The 17,562-nt window shown below is 63.7% G+C and carries 22 protein-coding genes; 12 read left to right on the top strand and 10 right to left on the bottom strand.

Going from position 1 to position 17,562, the window contains the following annotated elements:
• The first annotated feature begins 24 nt into the window (after positions 1-24).
• From XH80_RS29225 to XH80_RS29215, 3 genes are read left to right on the top strand one after another with little or no spacing between them, the layout of a single operon-like run.
• Entirely contained in the window at positions 25-771 is a 747-nt protein-coding gene (locus tag XH80_RS29225) for an amino acid ABC transporter ATP-binding protein (protein ID WP_271601559.1), read from the top strand.
• A 13-nt stretch (positions 772-784) separates the two neighbouring features.
• Positions 785-1,234, top strand: a complete 450-nt coding sequence (gene aroQ / locus XH80_RS29220; protein ID WP_220001223.1) for a type II 3-dehydroquinate dehydratase — start codon at positions 785-787, stop codon at positions 1,232-1,234.
• Between the two features lie 6 nt (positions 1,235-1,240).
• A complete protein-coding gene (locus tag XH80_RS29215; RefSeq protein ID WP_271601558.1) occupies positions 1,241-2,275 on the top strand; it encodes a Gfo/Idh/MocA family protein in 1,035 nt (344 codons plus the stop codon).
• 118 nt (positions 2,276-2,393) lie between these two features.
• Here the strand turns inward: XH80_RS29215 and XH80_RS29210 are convergent, their stop codons facing one another.
• From XH80_RS29210 to XH80_RS29170, 9 genes are all read right to left on the bottom strand, one after another.
• Positions 2,394-2,999 (bottom strand): hypothetical protein, encoded by a 606-nt coding sequence (locus XH80_RS29210; protein WP_271601557.1) that lies wholly within the window; start codon positions 2,997-2,999, stop codon positions 2,394-2,396.
• Between the two features lie 96 nt (positions 3,000-3,095).
• The gene (locus XH80_RS29205) at positions 3,096-3,359 is read right to left on the bottom strand and encodes a hypothetical protein (RefSeq protein WP_271601556.1); all 264 of its coding nucleotides are present in this window, start codon (positions 3,357-3,359) and stop codon (positions 3,096-3,098) included.
• Between the two features lie 68 nt (positions 3,360-3,427).
• Entirely contained in the window at positions 3,428-4,219 is a 792-nt protein-coding gene (locus tag XH80_RS29200; RefSeq protein ID WP_271601555.1) for an acetoacetate decarboxylase, read from the bottom strand.
• Positions 4,220-4,248: 29 nt separating this feature from the next.
• Positions 4,249-5,415, bottom strand: coding sequence for a DUF3734 domain-containing protein (locus XH80_RS29195; RefSeq protein ID WP_271601554.1), 1,167 nt, complete (start codon positions 5,413-5,415; stop codon positions 4,249-4,251).
• Positions 5,416-5,452: 37 nt separating this feature from the next.
• Positions 5,453-6,052, bottom strand: a complete 600-nt coding sequence (locus XH80_RS29190; protein ID WP_271601553.1) for a PepSY domain-containing protein — start codon at positions 6,050-6,052, stop codon at positions 5,453-5,455.
• 23 nt (positions 6,053-6,075) lie between these two features.
• The gene (locus XH80_RS29185; protein WP_271601552.1) at positions 6,076-6,375 is read right to left on the bottom strand and encodes a hypothetical protein; all 300 of its coding nucleotides are present in this window, start codon (positions 6,373-6,375) and stop codon (positions 6,076-6,078) included.
• A gap of 40 nt (positions 6,376-6,415) precedes the next feature.
• Positions 6,416-6,634: a hypothetical protein gene (locus XH80_RS29180; protein ID WP_271601551.1), complete on the bottom strand. Its 219-nt coding sequence runs from the start codon at positions 6,632-6,634 to the stop codon at positions 6,416-6,418.
• Entirely contained in the window at positions 6,628-6,810 is a 183-nt protein-coding gene (locus tag XH80_RS29175; RefSeq protein WP_271601550.1) for a hypothetical protein, read from the bottom strand. Before XH80_RS29175 ends, XH80_RS29180 begins: the two co-directional genes overlap by 7 nt.
• On the bottom strand, positions 6,807-7,007 hold the full coding sequence (locus tag XH80_RS29170) for a hypothetical protein (protein ID WP_271601549.1): 201 nt from the start codon (positions 7,005-7,007) through the stop codon (positions 6,807-6,809). The genes XH80_RS29175 and XH80_RS29170 overlap by 4 nt, the downstream gene beginning before the upstream one ends.
• A 484-nt stretch (positions 7,008-7,491) precedes the next feature.
• Between XH80_RS29170 and XH80_RS29160 the strand changes: the two genes are divergently transcribed.
• Together XH80_RS29160 and XH80_RS29155 are read left to right on the top strand one after the other, a co-directional pair.
• Complete coding sequence (locus tag XH80_RS29160) at positions 7,492-7,929, top strand: hypothetical protein (RefSeq protein ID WP_057751084.1); 438 nt, start codon at positions 7,492-7,494, stop codon at positions 7,927-7,929.
• Between the two features lie 8 nt (positions 7,930-7,937).
• Positions 7,938-8,579, top strand: a complete 642-nt coding sequence (locus XH80_RS29155; protein ID WP_271601547.1) for a TetR/AcrR family transcriptional regulator — start codon at positions 7,938-7,940, stop codon at positions 8,577-8,579.
• Positions 8,580-8,619: 40 nt separating this feature from the next.
• Here the strand turns inward: XH80_RS29155 and XH80_RS29150 are convergent, their stop codons facing one another.
• On the bottom strand, positions 8,620-9,273 hold the full coding sequence (locus tag XH80_RS29150) for a TetR/AcrR family transcriptional regulator (protein WP_271601546.1): 654 nt from the start codon (positions 9,271-9,273) through the stop codon (positions 8,620-8,622).
• A 233-nt stretch (positions 9,274-9,506) separates the two neighbouring features.
• Between XH80_RS29150 and XH80_RS29145 the strand changes: the two genes are divergently transcribed.
• From XH80_RS29145 to XH80_RS29115, 7 genes are all read left to right on the top strand, one after another.
• Complete coding sequence (locus XH80_RS29145) at positions 9,507-10,256, top strand: sensor histidine kinase (protein ID WP_271601545.1); 750 nt, start codon at positions 9,507-9,509, stop codon at positions 10,254-10,256.
• Positions 10,253-11,368, top strand: a complete 1,116-nt coding sequence (locus tag XH80_RS29140; protein ID WP_271601544.1) for an efflux RND transporter periplasmic adaptor subunit — start codon at positions 10,253-10,255, stop codon at positions 11,366-11,368. The genes XH80_RS29145 and XH80_RS29140 overlap by 4 nt, the downstream gene beginning before the upstream one ends.
• Complete coding sequence (locus tag XH80_RS29135; RefSeq protein WP_271601543.1) at positions 11,365-12,441, top strand: efflux RND transporter periplasmic adaptor subunit; 1,077 nt, start codon at positions 11,365-11,367, stop codon at positions 12,439-12,441. The genes XH80_RS29140 and XH80_RS29135 overlap by 4 nt, the downstream gene beginning before the upstream one ends.
• Positions 12,438-15,590: an efflux RND transporter permease subunit gene (locus XH80_RS29130; protein ID WP_271601542.1), complete on the top strand. Its 3,153-nt coding sequence runs from the start codon at positions 12,438-12,440 to the stop codon at positions 15,588-15,590. The genes XH80_RS29135 and XH80_RS29130 overlap by 4 nt, the downstream gene beginning before the upstream one ends.
• A 13-nt stretch (positions 15,591-15,603) precedes the next feature.
• Entirely contained in the window at positions 15,604-16,080 is a 477-nt protein-coding gene (locus tag XH80_RS29125; protein WP_271601541.1) for a hypothetical protein, read from the top strand.
• A gap of 46 nt (positions 16,081-16,126) precedes the next feature.
• A complete protein-coding gene (locus tag XH80_RS29120) occupies positions 16,127-17,050 on the top strand; it encodes a LysR family transcriptional regulator (RefSeq protein ID WP_271601540.1) in 924 nt (307 codons plus the stop codon).
• A 258-nt stretch (positions 17,051-17,308) separates the two neighbouring features.
• Positions 17,309-17,512: a DUF3551 domain-containing protein gene (locus tag XH80_RS29115; protein ID WP_271601539.1), complete on the top strand. Its 204-nt coding sequence runs from the start codon at positions 17,309-17,311 to the stop codon at positions 17,510-17,512.
• Positions 17,513-17,562: the final 50 nt, after the last annotated feature.

Genomic DNA, 17,562 nt, shown 5'->3' with positions numbered 1-17,562 from the left:
CCGTCCGATATCGGAGCCGAATCCATGCAGGACGATATCCTGATCGAAATGAAGGGCGTGCAGAAATGGTACGGCGGGTACCAGGCTCTCCGTGACGTCAATCTCATCGTGCGCAAGGGCGAGAAGATCGTGCTCTGCGGCCCGTCCGGCTCAGGCAAATCGACGCTGATCCGCTGTATCAACCGTCTCGAGGCGATCGAGCAGGGCAGCATCGTGGTGAACGGTCATCGGCTTGACGACAGCATCAAGGCCATTGATGTCGTACGTCAGGACGTCGGCATGGTCTTTCAGAGCTTCAACCTCTTTCCGCATATGACTGTCCTGCAGAACTGCATGCTCGCGCCCATCCGCGCGCGCCGCATCGGCAAGACCGAGGCGGAAGCGACCGCGCGAAAATATCTCGAGCGCGTTCGCATCGGCGACCAGGCCGAGAAATATCCGGCTCAGCTTTCGGGCGGACAGCAACAGCGTGTGGCGATCGCGCGCGCGCTCTGCATGCAGCCCAAGGTCATGCTGTTTGATGAACCGACCTCGGCGCTCGACCCTGAGATGGTCAAGGAGGTGCTCGATACGATGATCGGCCTCGCCAATGACGGCATGACCATGATTTGCGTCACCCACGAGATGGGCTTTGCCCGCCAGGTCGCCGACCGGGTCATCTTCATGGCTGAAGGCCAGATCATCGAAGAAGGCGAGCCCGAGGCGTTCTTCCGCAATCCACGGCATGCCCGCACCAGGCAGTTCCTTGGCGAAATCCTCGCCCATCACTGAACGGAGTCCTCTTATGAGTCGTCTAGTTTACGTCCTCAACGGCCCAAATCTCAATTTGCTCGGCAAGCGCCAGCCCCACATCTATGGTCACGAGACGCTTGCGGATGTGGAGCGGGACTGTCGGGCGCTGGGCAAGGAGCTCGGCCTGGAGATTCGCTTCCATCAATCCAACCGGGAATACGAGTTGATCGACTGGATCCACGAGGCGCGCGAGACGGCTGCCGGGATCGTGATGAATCCCGCAGCTTTCACCCATACGTCGGTCGCCATCCTGGATGCTTTGAACACGTTCGAGGGCACTGTGATCGAGGTGCATATTTCCAACGTGCACAAGCGCGAGGAATTCCGTCACCACTCGTTTATCTCCAAACGGGCCGATGGGGTCATCGCAGGCTTCGGCACTCAAGGGTACCTGCTCGGCTTGCGGCGTGTGGCCAAGCTGCTTGATGAGACGAAGGGATAGCATCGCATGAGCGCACCCGTCCGCCTCTCGGTCATGGGAGCGGGCCTCATCGGCAAGCGACACATCGAGCACGTTCTCGCGCGGCCGGAGGCGACGCTGTCGTCAATCGTCGATCCGATGCCGGCGGCCCGAGAGCTGGCGGCATCGCTGAAGGTGGACTGGTTTCCGTCGTTTCAGGACATGCTCTCCGGAAATCGGCCGGAGGGGGTGGTTGTCGCCACCCCCAACCAGATGCACGTGGCCAACGGCATGGATTGTATCGCAGCTCGCATCCCGGCGCTGATCGAGAAGCCGCTGGCGGATGAGATCGTCGCTGCGCAGGGGCTGGTCGAAGCCTCGGAGCGGGCGAGCGTGCCGCTGCTCACCGGCCATCACCGCCGGCATAATCCGATGATCCAGCGCGCCAAGGCGGAGATCGACAGCGGCCGGCTCGGCCAGATCGTGTCGGTGCATGGCATGTTCTGGCTGATCAAGCCGGACGACTATTTCGACGTGGCCTGGCGCCGCGAGAAAGGGGCGGGGCCTGTTTTCCTGAATCTCATCCACGATGTCGACCTGTTGCGGTACCTGTGCGGGGATATCGTCGCGGTGCAAGCCGCGCAATCCAATCGGCTGCGCGGAAACGCGGTCGAGGAGACCGCGGTGATCATCCTGCACTTCGCCTCCGGCGCGCTTGGAACGGTCAATGTCTCGGATACCATCCAGTCGCCCTGGAGCTGGGAATTCACCGCCGGTGAGAACCCGGCCTACACCCATACGCAGGAGGCGTGCTACCAGATCGGCGGCACGAGGGCATCGCTGGCCATTCCGCAACTCGACCTATGGCATCACCCAAGCAAGGCGAGCTGGTGGGCGCCGATCGAGCGCGAGCGGTTGAGCTACGAGAAGGAAGACCCGCTTGGCCTGCAGATCGCCAATTTCTGCGGGGTTATCCGCGGTACGGCCGAGCCTGTGGTGAGCGGGCGCGAAGGGTTGAAAACCCTCGGGGTGATCGACGCGGTCAAGCGCGCGGCGGAAAGCGGAGCTCTCGTGTCGGTTTGATACCGAAACGCATGGCGTCCGCCCCGAGATATCCGCGTCTGGAAATGTCGGCCTTCCGAAATTCGCAAGCCGATCGGTGCAGAGGTCCCGGGGGGATTTGCCGGCCCGTGGTTGAGCTTCACCTCGCGCCAGAGCCCTTCAGCGCATTCCAAGCCGCCTGATTGGCCTGATCGAACGCCTTGCGAGACTCGGCGAGCGCTGCGCCCAGCACCGTCCACGACTCGCTGCCAGCCTGCTTCAGCTTCTGCAGACGTGCCTCCGCCTCTGACGCATCGGATTTCATCTGCTTGAGGGCCGCATCGAAATCCCCGGTATGGGTTGCGGCGACCTTGCCAGCCGCCTCACGGAACTTGTCGGCGGCCTCGCGCCAAGCCTTCGTCTGCGCGGCGGCGATGTCCTTGAACGTAGCCTGCTGCTGCTCGAGCTGCTTGCCGGCGCTCTCGAAGTAAACCTTCATCTGCGCCTCGAAGCCGTTCCACTGCTTTTCGAGCTCTGTCTTGTTGCGTGCCCAGGCTGCCTCGCCGGCTTCGGCTTGTGCCTTGAGCTGCACCTGAAATTCGTCGCGGCGCTTCTTCAGGTCGGCGATGATCTGCTCGGCCTTGACCTTGGATTCCGCCTTGGCCTCGCCCGCCTTGACCTCGAACGAGGCGAGGGCGGCGTCCATTTCGTCGATGCGCTCCTTGGCCCAATTCAGGTAAAAATGCATGCTGCTTTGTTCTGACATGATCGTCTCCGTGACTGTTCGAGCCGGATGATGTCCGGGCCCGGCTTTGCTCGTGTTGACCTGGGTCAATTGCCTCGCCGTTTGATGCGCGGTCGCTCAGGCCGCGAGAAAGGGAAGCAACGTTACCTCTTCGTCCCTGGCTGTTGGCCGAGTGGGAGATGGTCCGGAGGCAATCGCTGCGTAGAAGTCGCTCGGGGCCATCGGCTCGGCATCGCGTGGCAGCACATCCTCACTGAAAAGCGCCTCGCAGACGCGCAGGGCGTTCGCATGACGGTCATCTTCCGCGAAGTTGAGCTGGAGACAGTGCCTGGTCTCGTTCCGGTTGGCTTGCTTGACAGGACACATGCCCAGAATGTCCATCTCATATGCTTCTTCATAACGTGCGCGCAGGATCTGTGCGTCGCCCCGGACGCGACGCGCAACTGGCGTCAAAAGACCAGGGCCCTCTCACCGGCTCGGATCGAGCCGCGCGCCGGTTGCCGCAGATAATCATGCACCACCGTTCCGAGGCCGAGCGTGAGGTCGGCGCGAATGTGAACGGAGGAGATGATCTCGAGTACCGGCAGTTCGGCCACGGGCGCCAGCGCGTGTGGCGTCAACGCGAGGGCCGCAGGCCCGGTCCAGGCGCCCTTCAGCACGACATCCTCGAGCCGGTATTGAACGAGCTCGCAGATCCGCGGGCTGCCGTCGACGTGCGGGATGATCTTGAGCAGGAAGTTCGGTTCGCTGAGCGCTGCCTTGACTTTCGTCAGATCGGCCTCGCGGTGCTTGTAGCCCATCGTCCCCGTCGCGACGCGCAGCGGGCCGTAATCCAGCGTGCCGATCAGGGTATCGATCTCGGTTCTCAACGTCGGCTGCGCGAGCTTTTTCGGGAAGCCCCATAGCTCGCGCCCACCGGCAATGGGTCCTTCGTCGTTGAGGAACATGCAGTGCGTGTAGCCGCCCTTGCGTCCGCGGAAGCAGACGGGAATGACTTGCCCGCTTTCCGTATAGTCGCCGAAGCCATTGGAATCGGGCATGCGGATGAACTCGTATTTGACGAGAGCCTCTCGCTCGTCGACCTCCAGCGGCTCCGGCACCACGGCTCGCAGCTTGGCTGGATCGGTGCGATAGGTGATGATCAGGTATTCGCGATCGACGAACCGGTACGGCCCGGGCGGATAGGCCGGATTGGTCAGCGGCATGGCGAAGGCGCGTTGCTTCACATCAGTCTCGCGCATCAGTGTTCTCTCCAGGCGATGGGTTGGGGTTATTCGCGGCCGTCATGTTCGAGATCGAAGGTGAAGACCCCGTCGGGGCTCGTAGGCCGGGCGAGCACCTCGGGATGGCGCAGCGTGCGTAGCGCATCGTGATAGCCGGCGCGCCAATGGTCTTGCATCGACAGCCGCGAGAACTCGTAGTCCTTGGAATGGCCTTCGTGATTGCGCGCGCGATAGATCAGATGAACGATGTTGTAGACGTTGCGGCAGACCGCGGTGCTGAGCAGCTTCACGTCCTCATGCTGGGTGAGATCCTCCGGCAGCCGGCCGAGCAGATCCGTCAGCGCGCGCCGCAGGCGCTGCACCCGCTTGAACTGGTCGGTGCTGGCGCGCGTGCGGCTCGAATACTGGATTTCCTTGTGGCGCGTGACGACTTCGGCCATGTTGCGCGGAAGTTGACCGCGCGCGCTCCAGAGGTCGACCTGGAACGCGAGCATGTCCTGCGGCGCATCAGTTTCGATCACCCATTGCAGCGGCGTGTTGGAGACGAGGCCGCCGTCCCAGTAGTGCTCGCCCTCGATTTCGACGGCCGGAAAGCCGGGCGGCAGCGCGCCGCTGGCCATGATGTGCTCCGGCTGGATGGTATGTGTCGTGTTGTCGAAATAGACGAAATTCCCGGTTCGGACGTTGACGGCGCCGGCACTGAAGCGGGTCAGCCCGGCGTTGAGACGATCGAAGTCGACCAGGCGCTCCAGCGTGGTCCTGAGCGCGCGCGTGTCATAGATGCTGGTCGCATCGCTGGCTCCGCCGGGCTGCAGCCAGGGCAGGATGGGACGGGCGGAGAAAAAGCCCATTGCGCCACACGTGGCCGCAAGACCGGCGCTCATCTGGTTGATGAGGTTGCGCGTGCTGTCGGTCTTTGCCCAATCGCTGAGAGCGGACCACTCCCACGGCGCCGTCGAAGTGACCTGGGTCCAGAAATCGCGCAAACGGTCGACGCGGGACTCCGGCGGATTGCCGGCGATGATGGCGGCATTGATCGCGCCGATCGAAATGCCGGCGACCCAATCGGGATGAATGCTGGCTTCGGCCAAGGCTTCATAGACGCCGGCTTGATAGGCACCGAGCGCACCCCCGCCCTGCAACAGCAGGGCGATGCAATCGAATGGCAATTGCCGCTGTGCGGATGAAAGCTGTGACCGGGATTGGAAGTTCATTGAGTTTGCTCTTTGAGGATTGATGGGAAGGCTCGTGTCAACGATCGCCCGAAGTCTGGCCTCTGATCTTGGGCGGCTCGAGCATCACTTCCTTCAAGTGGTCCCCGGATGCGACGACGACCACGAAGTTGAGCCTGCCGTCTTGTCGCATCAATCCGCCGGCAAGAGCGTTGCCTCCTGCAGCCTTCTCGGCGAGCTGCACGGCATCAGACAATTCCTGCTTTATCCATTTCAGGGCGACGAATTTGGCGAGATCTTCCCGATCGAGCTCCTTGAGTGAAAATGTCGTCTCCTTGCCCGTGACGTCTCCGGTCTTTGCATCGATGGCATTTTCCCAGACGCGCTCATTTCTGAGCGTGCGGATGCGATAGACGGGCGGGCCTGCGATCTCGAAGCTGATGTCGGCCGTCTTCGATCCGCTGTGCAGGCGCTCCGCTATCGCCATCGCCTGGCTGAGCGGGACGCGGGTGGTGCGGAACTCCGAAAGCACGCGGCGGATGGCTGCCTCTTCGGCATCGCTCTGCTCGCTCACGGCCTGCTTGGTTGCATCAGCGGAATTCCGCACGTCAGCGGCCGCTCCGGTCGCGGCGAGCGCCGCGGACCACACGATCGCTGCAAACAAATGGTTCTTGGACATCGGATCAATCTCGATTGGGTTGGTCAGTCGCCTGCAACAGGGGCGTGGGCGACGACGATCTCCTTGTCGGAGGGCGCGGGCAGGGGCTGATTGGTATCGATCGTGACCAGCTCCGGTCCCTTCACGTCGGAGTGGATGCGGATTTCAGGCCGTGCGGGATTCGGCTCGGAAAAGCGACCCGGCAGTTGCGCCGGCAGCGCCCAGTCCGCCAACCACAACAAGCAGACCAGAGCTCCGCCCACCGACAGGAAATAGCCGCGCAGAGGAAGCGCGCTATCGATCGGCTGCCTTGCGCGCATGAACATGGCAGATCGTCGGCTCATGACAGCTCGCTCCCGGCGGTGGAATCACACAGTCTCATCGTTAGATGCCCCACGGACGCGGATGCCGGCGCGCGAGTTCGGCGTCGAGATAGCCGCGCTCGTCGAGCCAGTCCGCCGGACAAAAGGCGCCTGCCTTCGGATCGATCATGAAACCGTCGCGCTGGAGTGCCGTCCGCGTTCCGGTAAGACCGATCCACACCACCTCCCGGCTGATCGGATTCACTTCCATCACGTCAAAGACCTCGATGAAGTTCAACATGTCGCGCCACCGGTCGTGATCTCACGTCGCTGCGCAGGGCGTTCGAAGTCCTCAGCCGCGGCGTTTCTGCGCGCGAGCTCGGACTCGATCTCGTCGAACACGAATTCGACCGGCGCGAGCCAGACATTGACCCAATAGATGATGCAGTCGCGGGCAATCAGCAGGGCAGGCGTCATGCGACCGTCCTCCGCTGCAGCTGGCCAGGGGCGGGATCGCGCGTGGCGAGCGAATGAGCCGACGCGATCATCGCGATGGTAATGCCGAGCAGCAGGCTCAGCGCCACGAGGCACATGGCGACGACGATGTTCAGCGATGCGGCGGCAAGTCCGGGCAGCGGATTTTCGCGCATCAATGCGAACAGCACGGTTGACATTCTCTGTCTCCTTAATAAAATACACCGTATAGTTCATATAAATCACGCGCGGCGAATGCTGTCAAGACGAGGACCTCACAAGCGCGTGTGCAGGATCAAGGCGGTAAGGCTCCGCCCAACCAGAAGCCTCGAGCAAAGAAAGGATCTGACATGACGAGATTGACGCAAATATTGTTCGCAGCGGTCGTGATTGCGCTTGGCAGCGCATCAGCATCAGCTCAGGAGAACCAGGGCACCGCGGAGCAGAGGGCGGCTTGTGCGCCGGACGCCTTTCGTCTGTGCAGCGCCTACATTCCGGACCCGTCGGGTGTCGAAGCCTGTCTGCGGCAGAGGAAATCGAACCTGAGCGAAGCGTGCAAGGCGGTGTTCGACCAAGCCAGCACCGGTTCGGCCAGGGGCAGATAAGGATTGATGCCGCAACCGGTGCGGCGGGGTTCCTGCCCTGAATTGCATCGGCATCGCGGCAGGAGACAGGAGCGATCTCATGAGCACGGTGTACATACCGGCCCTGGCTGCCTTCGGCGGCTCTGCGTTCGGCGCGCTCTCGACCATCGTCAGCGGATGGTTCAGCGGACGCCGAAAACGTCGCGAGCTTCATCATGCCCGCTCGTTTTCGAAGCGCGAACAATTGTACCATTGCTTCATCGAGGAGGCGTCACGGCTCTACGCCGAGGCCCTGGTCAATGATCAGGCCGAAATCCCGCGACTGGTTAGCCTCTATACGCTGGTCGGGCGCATGCGGATCTTATCGAGCAGCGAGGTCGTTCAGGCCGCCGAGAGAGCCGGGCACTTGATCATCGAGACGTATCTCTCGCCAAATCGCACATTCGTCGATCTCCCGAAATTCATCGAGGAGATGGATCCCTTGCGCGATTTCGGCGAGGCCTGCCGCCGCGAGCTGATGACCATTCCGGCGCAGTGAGAGACATCATGCGCAGCCGGATTGAAGGTCGAACGAGTAGCGCCCGCTGTAAGATCGTGCAGGCCGCCATCCATCTCTATGGCGAGATAGGACACAAAAAGACCACCGTTGCTGATATCGCGCAGCATCTGTCGATGTCCTCGGCCAACGTCTACCGCTTCTTTCCCTCGAAGCGGTCGATTGAAGAGGCTGTGGTCGCAGAGCTGCTCGACGAGACCGTGAGTGCTGCAGCTGAGGCGGCCCGCACCCAGGGGCCGGCGCTGCAGCGCCTGGCGGCGATCCTGAAAGCGATTGCCGACTGCAATGAGGGTCGATCAGCGATGCACCGACGCGCGCAGGATCTGGTGGCGTTGGCTGTTCGTCAGAACTGGACGGTCGTCCTCGCCTATCACGACAAGATCCGGGGGCTGCTGCGACCAATCATCGGCACTGGGCAAGCACGCGGCGAACTGCAGGGCGGCAGCCCGACGGCGCTGACCTGCTGCCTGCTGGAAGCCATGGACGTCCATCTCAACCCATCGCGGGTCGGCGCTGCGACGCTGCGACCAAGCTTCGAAGAAATGTTGAGATTTTGTACGAGCGCTTTGCGTCGTGCGCCATCGTTGCAGCCGGCCAAGGTGATACCTCATGGGCAGCTCAGGGCCGGCTGAAGCAGCGTCGCTCGCGCCGAAGATAAGACTGGCCGCAATTCTAGTGTGACCAGTCCGTCTCGCAGGCCGCCAGGAAAAATCCGACGCGCTCGCGCACGAAGCCGGGAAGCTCCCTCTTCAGGTCCTTCGGTGTCTCGCCGACGAGCGACCGGAACAGCATTGGCAGCACGATCAGGTCGAGAAAGATCTGCGCCGTGGCGCGGCTTCGCTTGGCACTGAAAGGACCCTTGGGGGCGCGCGCAAGCTTCTGCGTGGCGTCGTCCAGCAGTTGGGACACCGCGGCCTGAGAGCGATCGCGTGCGGTGTCATGAACGTTGCGGCTCAGTTCGGGAAATCGCTGCGATTCGGCGATCGTGGCGCGGACCAAGTCCACCGATTCTTCCACGAACCGTTCCACGATTTCGGTCCCGAGGTTCATCAATTTGTCCTCGATGGTGCGGCCTTCCGGCGAGAATCCCTTGAAATCGGTCAATCCCTCGACCGTGCGGGCCACCACCGCCGCGAACAGCGCTTCCTTGCCGGGGAAGTGGGCGTAGATCGTCGGCTTGCTCGCGGGCGCGAGTTCGGAAATGTCGTCGATGCTGGCGCTGCGATAGCCCTTTTCCAGAAACAGCTGCTGGGCGGCATCGAGGATGCGCGCCTGCGCGTCGCCGGCCGAATCCCTGGGCGGTCTGCCTCGCTTCGTCTTCTTCATTTTTGGTCCTCCGAAATCACGAGTCTGTGCATGTCGCTTTCCCGCTTGACATGGTCTGCAAAGAAAGGCAAGAAAAAGAAAATATACGGTATAGTTTATTATTAGCCTGGCTCTGCTCGGCAGGCCTGGCGAGCGCCCCGAATGATCCGGGCCGCAAAGGTGGACGTTTGGCCGGATCGTTCGATCCAAATGAGGAGAATGTTGTGACTCTGTTGAACCGAGGGCCGTCCGGCTTGCAGGAAGGCACGCTGCTGCGGGAGCTGCACCACAGGGTCAGCAATGGCGTTGCCTTCGCCATCGACCTGGTCTCCGCCGCGGCCATCCGGGTCGAGGGAGCGGAAGCCAAATGCGCGCTGGGCGACGTGGTCGAGCTGCTGCAGGGCTATTCCGATGTGCATGGTGCGCTGGCCATGCCCGCGGGCGATACGCTGATCCACGCCGCGACCTCCATTCGCAAGCTGGGTTGTGGCATGCGGCGCGCGGTGCTGGACCGGATGAACATTCAGCTGGCATTCGCGACGCAGTCCCTCGCGCTGCAGCCGGAGCGCTGCTGGCATCTGGGGCTGATGGTCCACGAGCTCGTGATGCACGCGGCACGGCACGCCTGCTTCGAGGCGAGACCGGGGCAGATCAGGGTCAAGTTGACGCGGACCGGCGCGCTGGTGAACTGCGTGATCCTGGACAACGGCTCGCGTCCGGCGCGCGATGCCTCAGACCGCGAATTGCGGATCGCGCGGGATATCGCCAGAGCGCTCGGCGGCCGGATCGAGCAGGGTTTTGGCACCGAATTCACCTCGATCGTCCTCTCGTTCCCGCTGACCGAGCGCGAACGGGACGCAAACTGGACCATCGCGACGCGCCAGATGAGGGCGCCGCGCCGCACGCGAGCCACCGCTTCGACTGACACAGCGCTCGCTTCCCGCCGATCCCAGGATGCGCTCGCCGGGCTCTTGACGCTGTCCCATCCGACGGTCGCGCCATGACCAGCCGATCCTCCCATCCGATCATGGCGCCGCGTGCGGTGAAGGTTTTCGCCGCAGCGGGCGCGCTCGTCAGTATCGCACTGAGCGGCTGCAATGATCACGCGGCGCAGACGGCCACGCGGGCCACGCTGGTCCGGACCACGATCGTGCAGCCGCGCGACCGGCAAGGTGCCATCACGTTGACGGGAGAGGTCCAGGCCCGCTTCCGTGCCGATCTTTCCTTCCGCGTCAGCGGACGTGTGGTTGCTCGCACCGTGGACGTTGGTGCTCACGTCAACAAGGGCGACGTCCTCGCCCGGCTCGATCCGGCCGAGCAGGCGGCCGACGTGGATGCTGCGACCGCGGCAGTGGCCTCCGCCGAAGCTCAGCTGCGCGTGGCAAAGGCAACGTTCGAGCGCCAGAGCGCGCTGATCGCGAGCGGCTTCACCACCCGCACCGTCTACGATCAGGCCCAGGAGGGCCTGCGAACGGCGGTCGGCGCGCTGGAGGCAGCCCGGGCGCAGCTCGGCACCTCGCAGGACGCGCTTGGCTATACCGTGCTGCGCGCCGAAGCCGACGGCGTCGTGACCGCGCGAAATCTCGAGGTCGGCCAGGTCGTGCCGGCCGCGCAACCCGTGTTCTCGCTCGCGCAGGACGGGGCGCGGGATGCCGTCTTCGAGGTCTATGAGTCCGCCTTCCTCGGCCAGACCGACAGCCGCCGCGTCACGCTGGCGCTCGTCTCCGATCCCGATGTGACGGCAGCGGGCGAGGTGAGAGAGATTTCACCTGTGATCGATGCGAAGAGCTCCACGATCCGCGTCAAGGTGTCCATCGACAATCCGCCGGCCGCGATGACATTGGGCAGCGCCGTCGCCGGAACGGTCAAGGCGAAGCCTCAGAGCGAGATCGCCTTGCCCTGGAGCGCACTGATGGCCGCGGGCAGCAAGCCTGCCGTCTGGACCGTCGACCCCAGGACGCAGACGGCGTCGCTGAAGCCGGTCACGGTCGGCGCATACGAGGCCGGACAGGTGCTGATCAAGGCTGGCCTCGAGCCCGGTGAGCGCGTCGTCGTCGACGGCGGCAAGCTCTTGAGCGTTGGCCAGTCGGTTACTGAAGCGGGAGGACGGTCATGAAGCGACCGATCATGATGATTGCCGGCACGCTCGCGGCGGCCTCGCTGCTCGCCGGGTGTCAGCAGGAGACGAACGCGCCGGAGCCCGTGCGCCCCGTGCTCTCGATGCTGGCCAAGCCGAACAGCGGCGACAGCACAATTGCCGTCGGCGTCGTCGAGCCGCGCTACAAGACCAACCTCGGCTTTCGCGTGCTCGGACGGCTGACCTCGCGCCCGGTCTATGTTGGCGACATCGTCGGCGAAGGACAAATCATCGGCACGATCGATCCCACCGCGCTCGATCTCGCCGTTCGCGCCGCCAAAGCCCAGCTTGCGAAGGCTGAGGCGCAGCTTGCGACGGCCAGGGCCACGGAGGAGCGGCAACGGACGCTGATCACCAGCGAGGCGACCACGAAACAGACACTCGACAATGCCGAGCAGGCGCGCGCCGGAGCCGAAGCGAGCGTCGCACAGGAGCAGGCGAGCCTTACGAAGGCGATCGAGCAACTCGGCTACGCCCAGATCAAGGCCGATTTCGGCGGCGTCGTCACCGCCGTTGGTGCGGAAGTGGGCCAGGTGGTCTCGCCCGGTCAAACCGTGGTGACGGTCGCGCGGCCGGACATTCGCGAGGCGGTCGTCGATATCGGGGAAGACTTTCCCGTGCCGCTCGAGGTCGGGCTCGCCTTCACCGTCAGCCTGCAGCTCCTTCCCGCCGTCGAGGTCGAGGGCAGGATCCGTGAAATCGCGCCGCAGGCGGACGCGCTGACGCGGCTGCGCCGCGTTCGGATTGCGCTCGACAATCCGCCCGAAAGCTTCCGCCTTGGCGCGACGGTCACGGCCAGGCTCGGCAAGGACCAGGGCAAGGTCTTGCGCCTGCCCGCATCAGCGGTGCTCAGCAAGGACGGTGCCGATTTCGTCTGGGTGGTCGACCAAACCACCAGCACCGTCTCGTTGCAGAAGATCGACGGCGTCGCCGAACCGGCAGGCATCCGCGTCACCGGCGGACTTGCCGCAGGCGCTCGAATCGTCACCGCCGGAATTCACAGCCTCAAGCCGGGACAGCACGTCCGCATCCAACAGGATCAAGAGCCATGAAGTCGTTCAACCTCTCCGACTGGGCGCTCGGCCATCGCTCGCTCGTCTGGTATTTCATGATCGCCTTCATGGCGGCCGGCCTGTTTGCCTATCTCCAGCTTGGACGGCAGGAGGACCCCGACTTCACCATCAAGACCATGGTGATCCAGGCACAGTGGCCGGGCGCCTCGCCCGAGGAGATGACCCGTCAGGTCACAGACCGGATCGAGAAGAAGCTGGAGGAGCTGGAATCGCTCGACTACACCAAGAGCGTGACGGTCGCGGGCCAGACCACCGTGTTCGTCTACTTGCGCGATTCGACCAAGGCCGCCGACGTCAAGCCGACCTGGGTGCGCGTCCGCAACATGATCGCCGACATCAGGGGCGATTTTCCCCAAGGCGTGATCGGGCCCGGCTTCAACGACCGTTTCGGCGACGTGTTCGGCAACGTCTATGCCTTCACCAGCGACGGCTTGAGCCAGCGACAGCTGCGCGACCAGGTCGAGGATAATATCAGGGCCAAGGTGCTGACCGTGCCGGATGTCGGCAAGGTCGACATTCTCGGTGCGCAGGACGAGGTGATCTATCTGGAATTCTCCACCCGCAAGACCGCGGCGCTCGGCCTCGACGTCCACGCCATCATGAATTCGCTGCAAGGCCAGAACGCGGTGGCGCCCTCCGGCGTGTTCCAGGAGGGGCCGGAGCGAATCAGCGTCCGCGTCAACGGCCAGTTCACCTCTGAGGCGAGCCTGAAGGCGGTTAATCTGCGCATCAACGACCGCTTCTTCCCGTTGACCGATGTCGCGACCATTACGCGCGGCTATGCCGATCCACCGTCAACGCTGTTCAGATACAATGGTCAGCCCGCCATTGCACTTGCGATCGGCATGAAGTCCGGTGCCAACCTGCTCCAGTTCGGCGAGGCGCTGAAGAAAGAGATGGCCGGGATCATCGCCGACCTGCCGATCGGCGTCGGTGTCCATCTCGTTGCCGATCAGCCCGTCGTGGTCGAACATGCGGTCTCTGGCTTCACCGAAGCGCTGTTCGAGGCCGTGATCATCGTGCTCGGCATCAGCTTCCTGAGCCTGGGCTTGCGGGCGGGACTCGTGGTCGCCATCGCCATTCCGCTCGTGCTCGCGATCACCTTCGTGGTGATGGCCTATTGCGGCATCTCGCTGCAGCGCATTTCGCTGGGCGCCCTGATCATCGCGCTTGGCCTGTTGGTCGACGATGCCATGATCGCGGTCGAGATGATGGTGGCGCGGCTCGAGATCGGCGATCCCCTCGAAAAGGCGGCCACCCACGTCTATACGTCGACCGCGTTTCCGATGCTGACGGGAACGCTTGTTACCGTGGCCGGCTTCATCCCGATCGGGCTCAACAGCAGCAATGCCGGCGAGTTCACCTTCACCCTGTTCGTGGTGATCGCGGTATCTCTGATCGTCTCCTGGATCGTGGCGGTCTTGTTCACGCCGCTGCTCGGCGTCACCATCCTGCCGGCCAGGATGAAGGGACATCACGAGCAAAAAGGTCGCGTCGCGCAGATGTTTGCGCGTCTCCTGCTGTTCTGCATGCATCACCGCTGGAGCACCATTGCGGTGACGGCCGGCGCCTTCCTGCTCGCTGTGTTCGGCTTGCAGTTCGTGCAGCAGCAGTTCTTCCCCTCGTCCGACCGAGCCGAGCTCGTCATCGATTGGAACCTGCCGCAGAATGCCTCGATCACCGACACCAACGCCCAGATGACCCGCTTCGAGCGCGAGCAGTTGCAGGGCAACGATGCGGTCGAGCATTGGTCCACCTATGTCGGCACCGGCGCGCCGCGCTTCGTGCTGTCGTTCGATGTTCAGACCGCCAACACCTGGTTCGGCCAGCAGGTGATCGTGACCAAAGGCGGCATCGCCGCACGCGACCGTCTCAAGTCGCAGTTCGAGGACTATTTGCGGAAGACCTTCCCTGGCACCGACACCTACGTCAAGCTGCTCGAGGTCGGCCCGCCTGTCGGCCGTCCGGTGCAATACCGCCTGAGCGGGCCCGATATCGCCGAGGTCCGCGACCTCGCGCAAAAGCTTGCCGGCGTCGTCAGCAGCAGTCCTGACCTCGGCAACGTGGTGTTCGACTGGATGGAACCCGCGCGGGTCGTCAAGGTCGATGTGCTCCAGGACAAGGCGCGCCAGCTCGGCGTCACCTCGGAGGATATCGCCACCACCCTGAACTCGGTGCTCCAGGGCACGCCGGTCACGCAGGTGCGTGACAGCATCTATCTCGTCAATGTCACGGGCCGCGCGACCGCAGCGGAACGCGCCTCGATCGATACACTGCGCGACCTTCAGATGCCCGGGCTCGGCGGCCAATCGGTGCCGCTCGGCGCCGTCGCCAATCTGCGCTACGAGCTCGAGCAGCCCACGATCTGGCGGCGCGCACGGATTCCAACGATTACTCTCAAGGCCGCCGTCGTCAGCGATGTGCAGCCGAAGACGGTCGTCGACCAGCTCGCGCCGAGGGTGGCGGAATTTGCCAAGCAGCTGCCCGCGGGTTACGCGATCAAGATCGGAGGCTCGGTGGAAGAGAGCGCCAAGAGCCAGGGGCCGATCATCGCGGTCGTACCGCTGATGCTGTTCGTCATGGCGACCGTGCTGATGGTGCAGTTGCAGAGCTTTTCGCGCCTGTTCCTGGTGTTCGCCGTTGCGCCGCTCGCGCTGATCGGCGTCGTCATGGCCATGCTGCCGAGCGGCGCGCCGCTTGGTTTCGTCGCCATCCTCGGCGTGCTCGCCCTGATCGGCATCCTGGTCCGCAATTCCGTGATCCTGATCGTGCAGATCGAGGATCTGAAGAAGGAGGGCAGGCCGGCCTGGGAGGCCGTGGTGGAAGCAACCGAGCACCGCATGCGACCGATCCTGCTCACGGCTGCCGCCGCAAGTCTCGCGCTCATTCCGATCGCGCGCGAGATTTTCTGGGGTCCGATGGCCTACGCCATGATGGGCGGCATCATCGTCGGCACGCTGCTGACGCTGCTGTTCCTGCCGGCGCTGTATGTCGCGTGGTTCAGGATTCATCCTGACCAGGCGGATGAATCACCTTCACATGCCGACGAAGCCGTTGCGCACGAAGCACCGGCCGAACAGAGGCCCACGCACGACGCACCAGAGCCTGTGCTCGAGCCCCAAATCTAAAATGGAGATGATGATGCCCTCGAAGACCCTTTCAGCGGTTGCCATCGCTGTGACGATCGCGGCGGGTTCGCTCGCCCCCTCTGTTGCATTTGCGCAATTTCCGCCGCCGCCGATGGCGCCCGCGGGCCCTCCACCCATGGCTGCAGCAGCGCCTCCAGCCTTCGCAGGTCCCGGTCCCGCCGCACTTGGCGGTCCTCGCCTCGGTCCGGCAGCGGGGCCGCGCGCCGATCTCGCCGCGCGAGGTGTCAGCGGCGGGCCGACCGTCGTGAACGCCGCGCGGACCACCGCGGTCAACATCGGCGGTGCCGGCTATCGCTATGGCGGTGTGCACGGATATGGATATGGAGCGCGCGCTGCGAGCTATGCCGGCGCATACGCGACCGGCGCCTATGCCGGGTACGCCTATGGCGGCGCGCGCTCGGGCGGCTACTCGAGTAGCGACTGCTACTACGTTTATAGACGCCATAGCAGGTATCTCGTCTGCGACTAGCCGTGAGCACGTTGCATCTAACGAGCGCAGTCCGGCTGAACGCGACATGGACATCGTAAGCGCCCTGGCGGTACTGGTGCGGGTCACCGAGACCGGCTCATTCTCGGCTGCGGCGCGCGAGCGCGACGTCAGCAAGGCGGCCGTGGCGCGGCAGATCTCCTCTCTCGAGGAGCATTTCGGCGTTCGTCTGCTGCACAGGACGACCCGCAAGCTCAGCCTGACCGACGACGGACAGATGCTGCTCGATCTCGCGCGCCCGGTGCTCGAAGGCATCGAGACCATCGAAGCTGCGCTTGGACGACAGAGCGCATCGCCCGTAGGCCTGGTTCGCCTCGGGATCATGGTCGCGGCCAGCCATTTTCTCGCACCGCGACTGCCGGCGCTGCTGGCGAGCAATCCCGGCCTCAAGGTCGAACTTGTTGTAAACGACCGGTTCGGCGACATGATCGAAGACCGCCTGGACCTGGCCATGCGGGTCGGGGACATCGTCGATGCGTCCCTCGTCGGACGGCGGATCGGGATAGCGGCCCGTGTCGTGGTCGCGGCCCCCAGCTACATCGCAGCGCACGGCGAGCCGCGCAATCCGGTCGAACTCGCAAGCCATGCCTGCATCATCCACGACATCGGCCCGGGATCGGACATCTGGGCCTTTGCAGGGCCGGACACCGCGCGGGAGGTTCGTGTGTCGGGCGGCATGCTCGCCAATGATGGCGCCGCGGTCCATCTTGCGGCTCGTGTCGGATATGGCATTGCCTTTCTTCCGCTCGTGCAGGTGGTCGATGACCTCCGCAGAGGCGATCTGGTCCGTCTCTTGAGCGACTATCCTTCGCCGGGACTGCCCTTCAGCCTGGTGTACCCGTCACGCCGACATCTGGCGCCCCGCACCCGTCTGGTGATGGATTTCGTCATCGAGCAGGTTCGGCAGATCCGCACCGAACAATCGGCCTTGTCCGAAGAAGCGATCGTGTAGCTCGAAGAGGTCGCCTGCAGCGGCGGGTCGTTCCAACATTCACGACTTTATTCACGCCATGTGCCCGACTGGTCGATTGGATTGGCTCAATCCGCGAGACAGTCTTTCGCGCTGTGTCTGCTTTTTCCGAACGCTGGCGCCGGGTAACCGTCCGTCGGTTTCATCACCGACCCGAACGCACGGAGAGTAGACATGACCAAGACGATCGCCTTGAGCACCATCGCAGCGGCGGCGCTCGCCGCTGCGACGTTCTGAGGCATGGCAGAGCCAGCAAGCGCGAAGAACTATGAGTTTTGCCGCGTGGATTACACCTTGGGATCGCCGCGGAATTGCGGCTTCGATACCATGGAGCAGTGCCTTGCCATGATTTCCGGTCGCGGCGGAAGCTGCACGCGCGATCCCTTCTATCAGGCCGAGTCCTTTGCCTACGCTCCGAAAAACAGCGGCCGTCGACACCACTAAGGCGTTCCCGATCTTGCCGAGCGTTCTGGCGCAAATTCGCGCCAGAACCT

The organism is Bradyrhizobium sp. CCBAU 45384 (assembly GCF_028128665.1).
GTDB classification, from domain to species: Bacteria; Pseudomonadota; Alphaproteobacteria; order Rhizobiales; family Xanthobacteraceae; genus Bradyrhizobium; species Bradyrhizobium manausense.
Note: the sequence above shows the minus strand (reverse complement) of the source record. Positions and strands in the feature narration are given on the sequence as shown.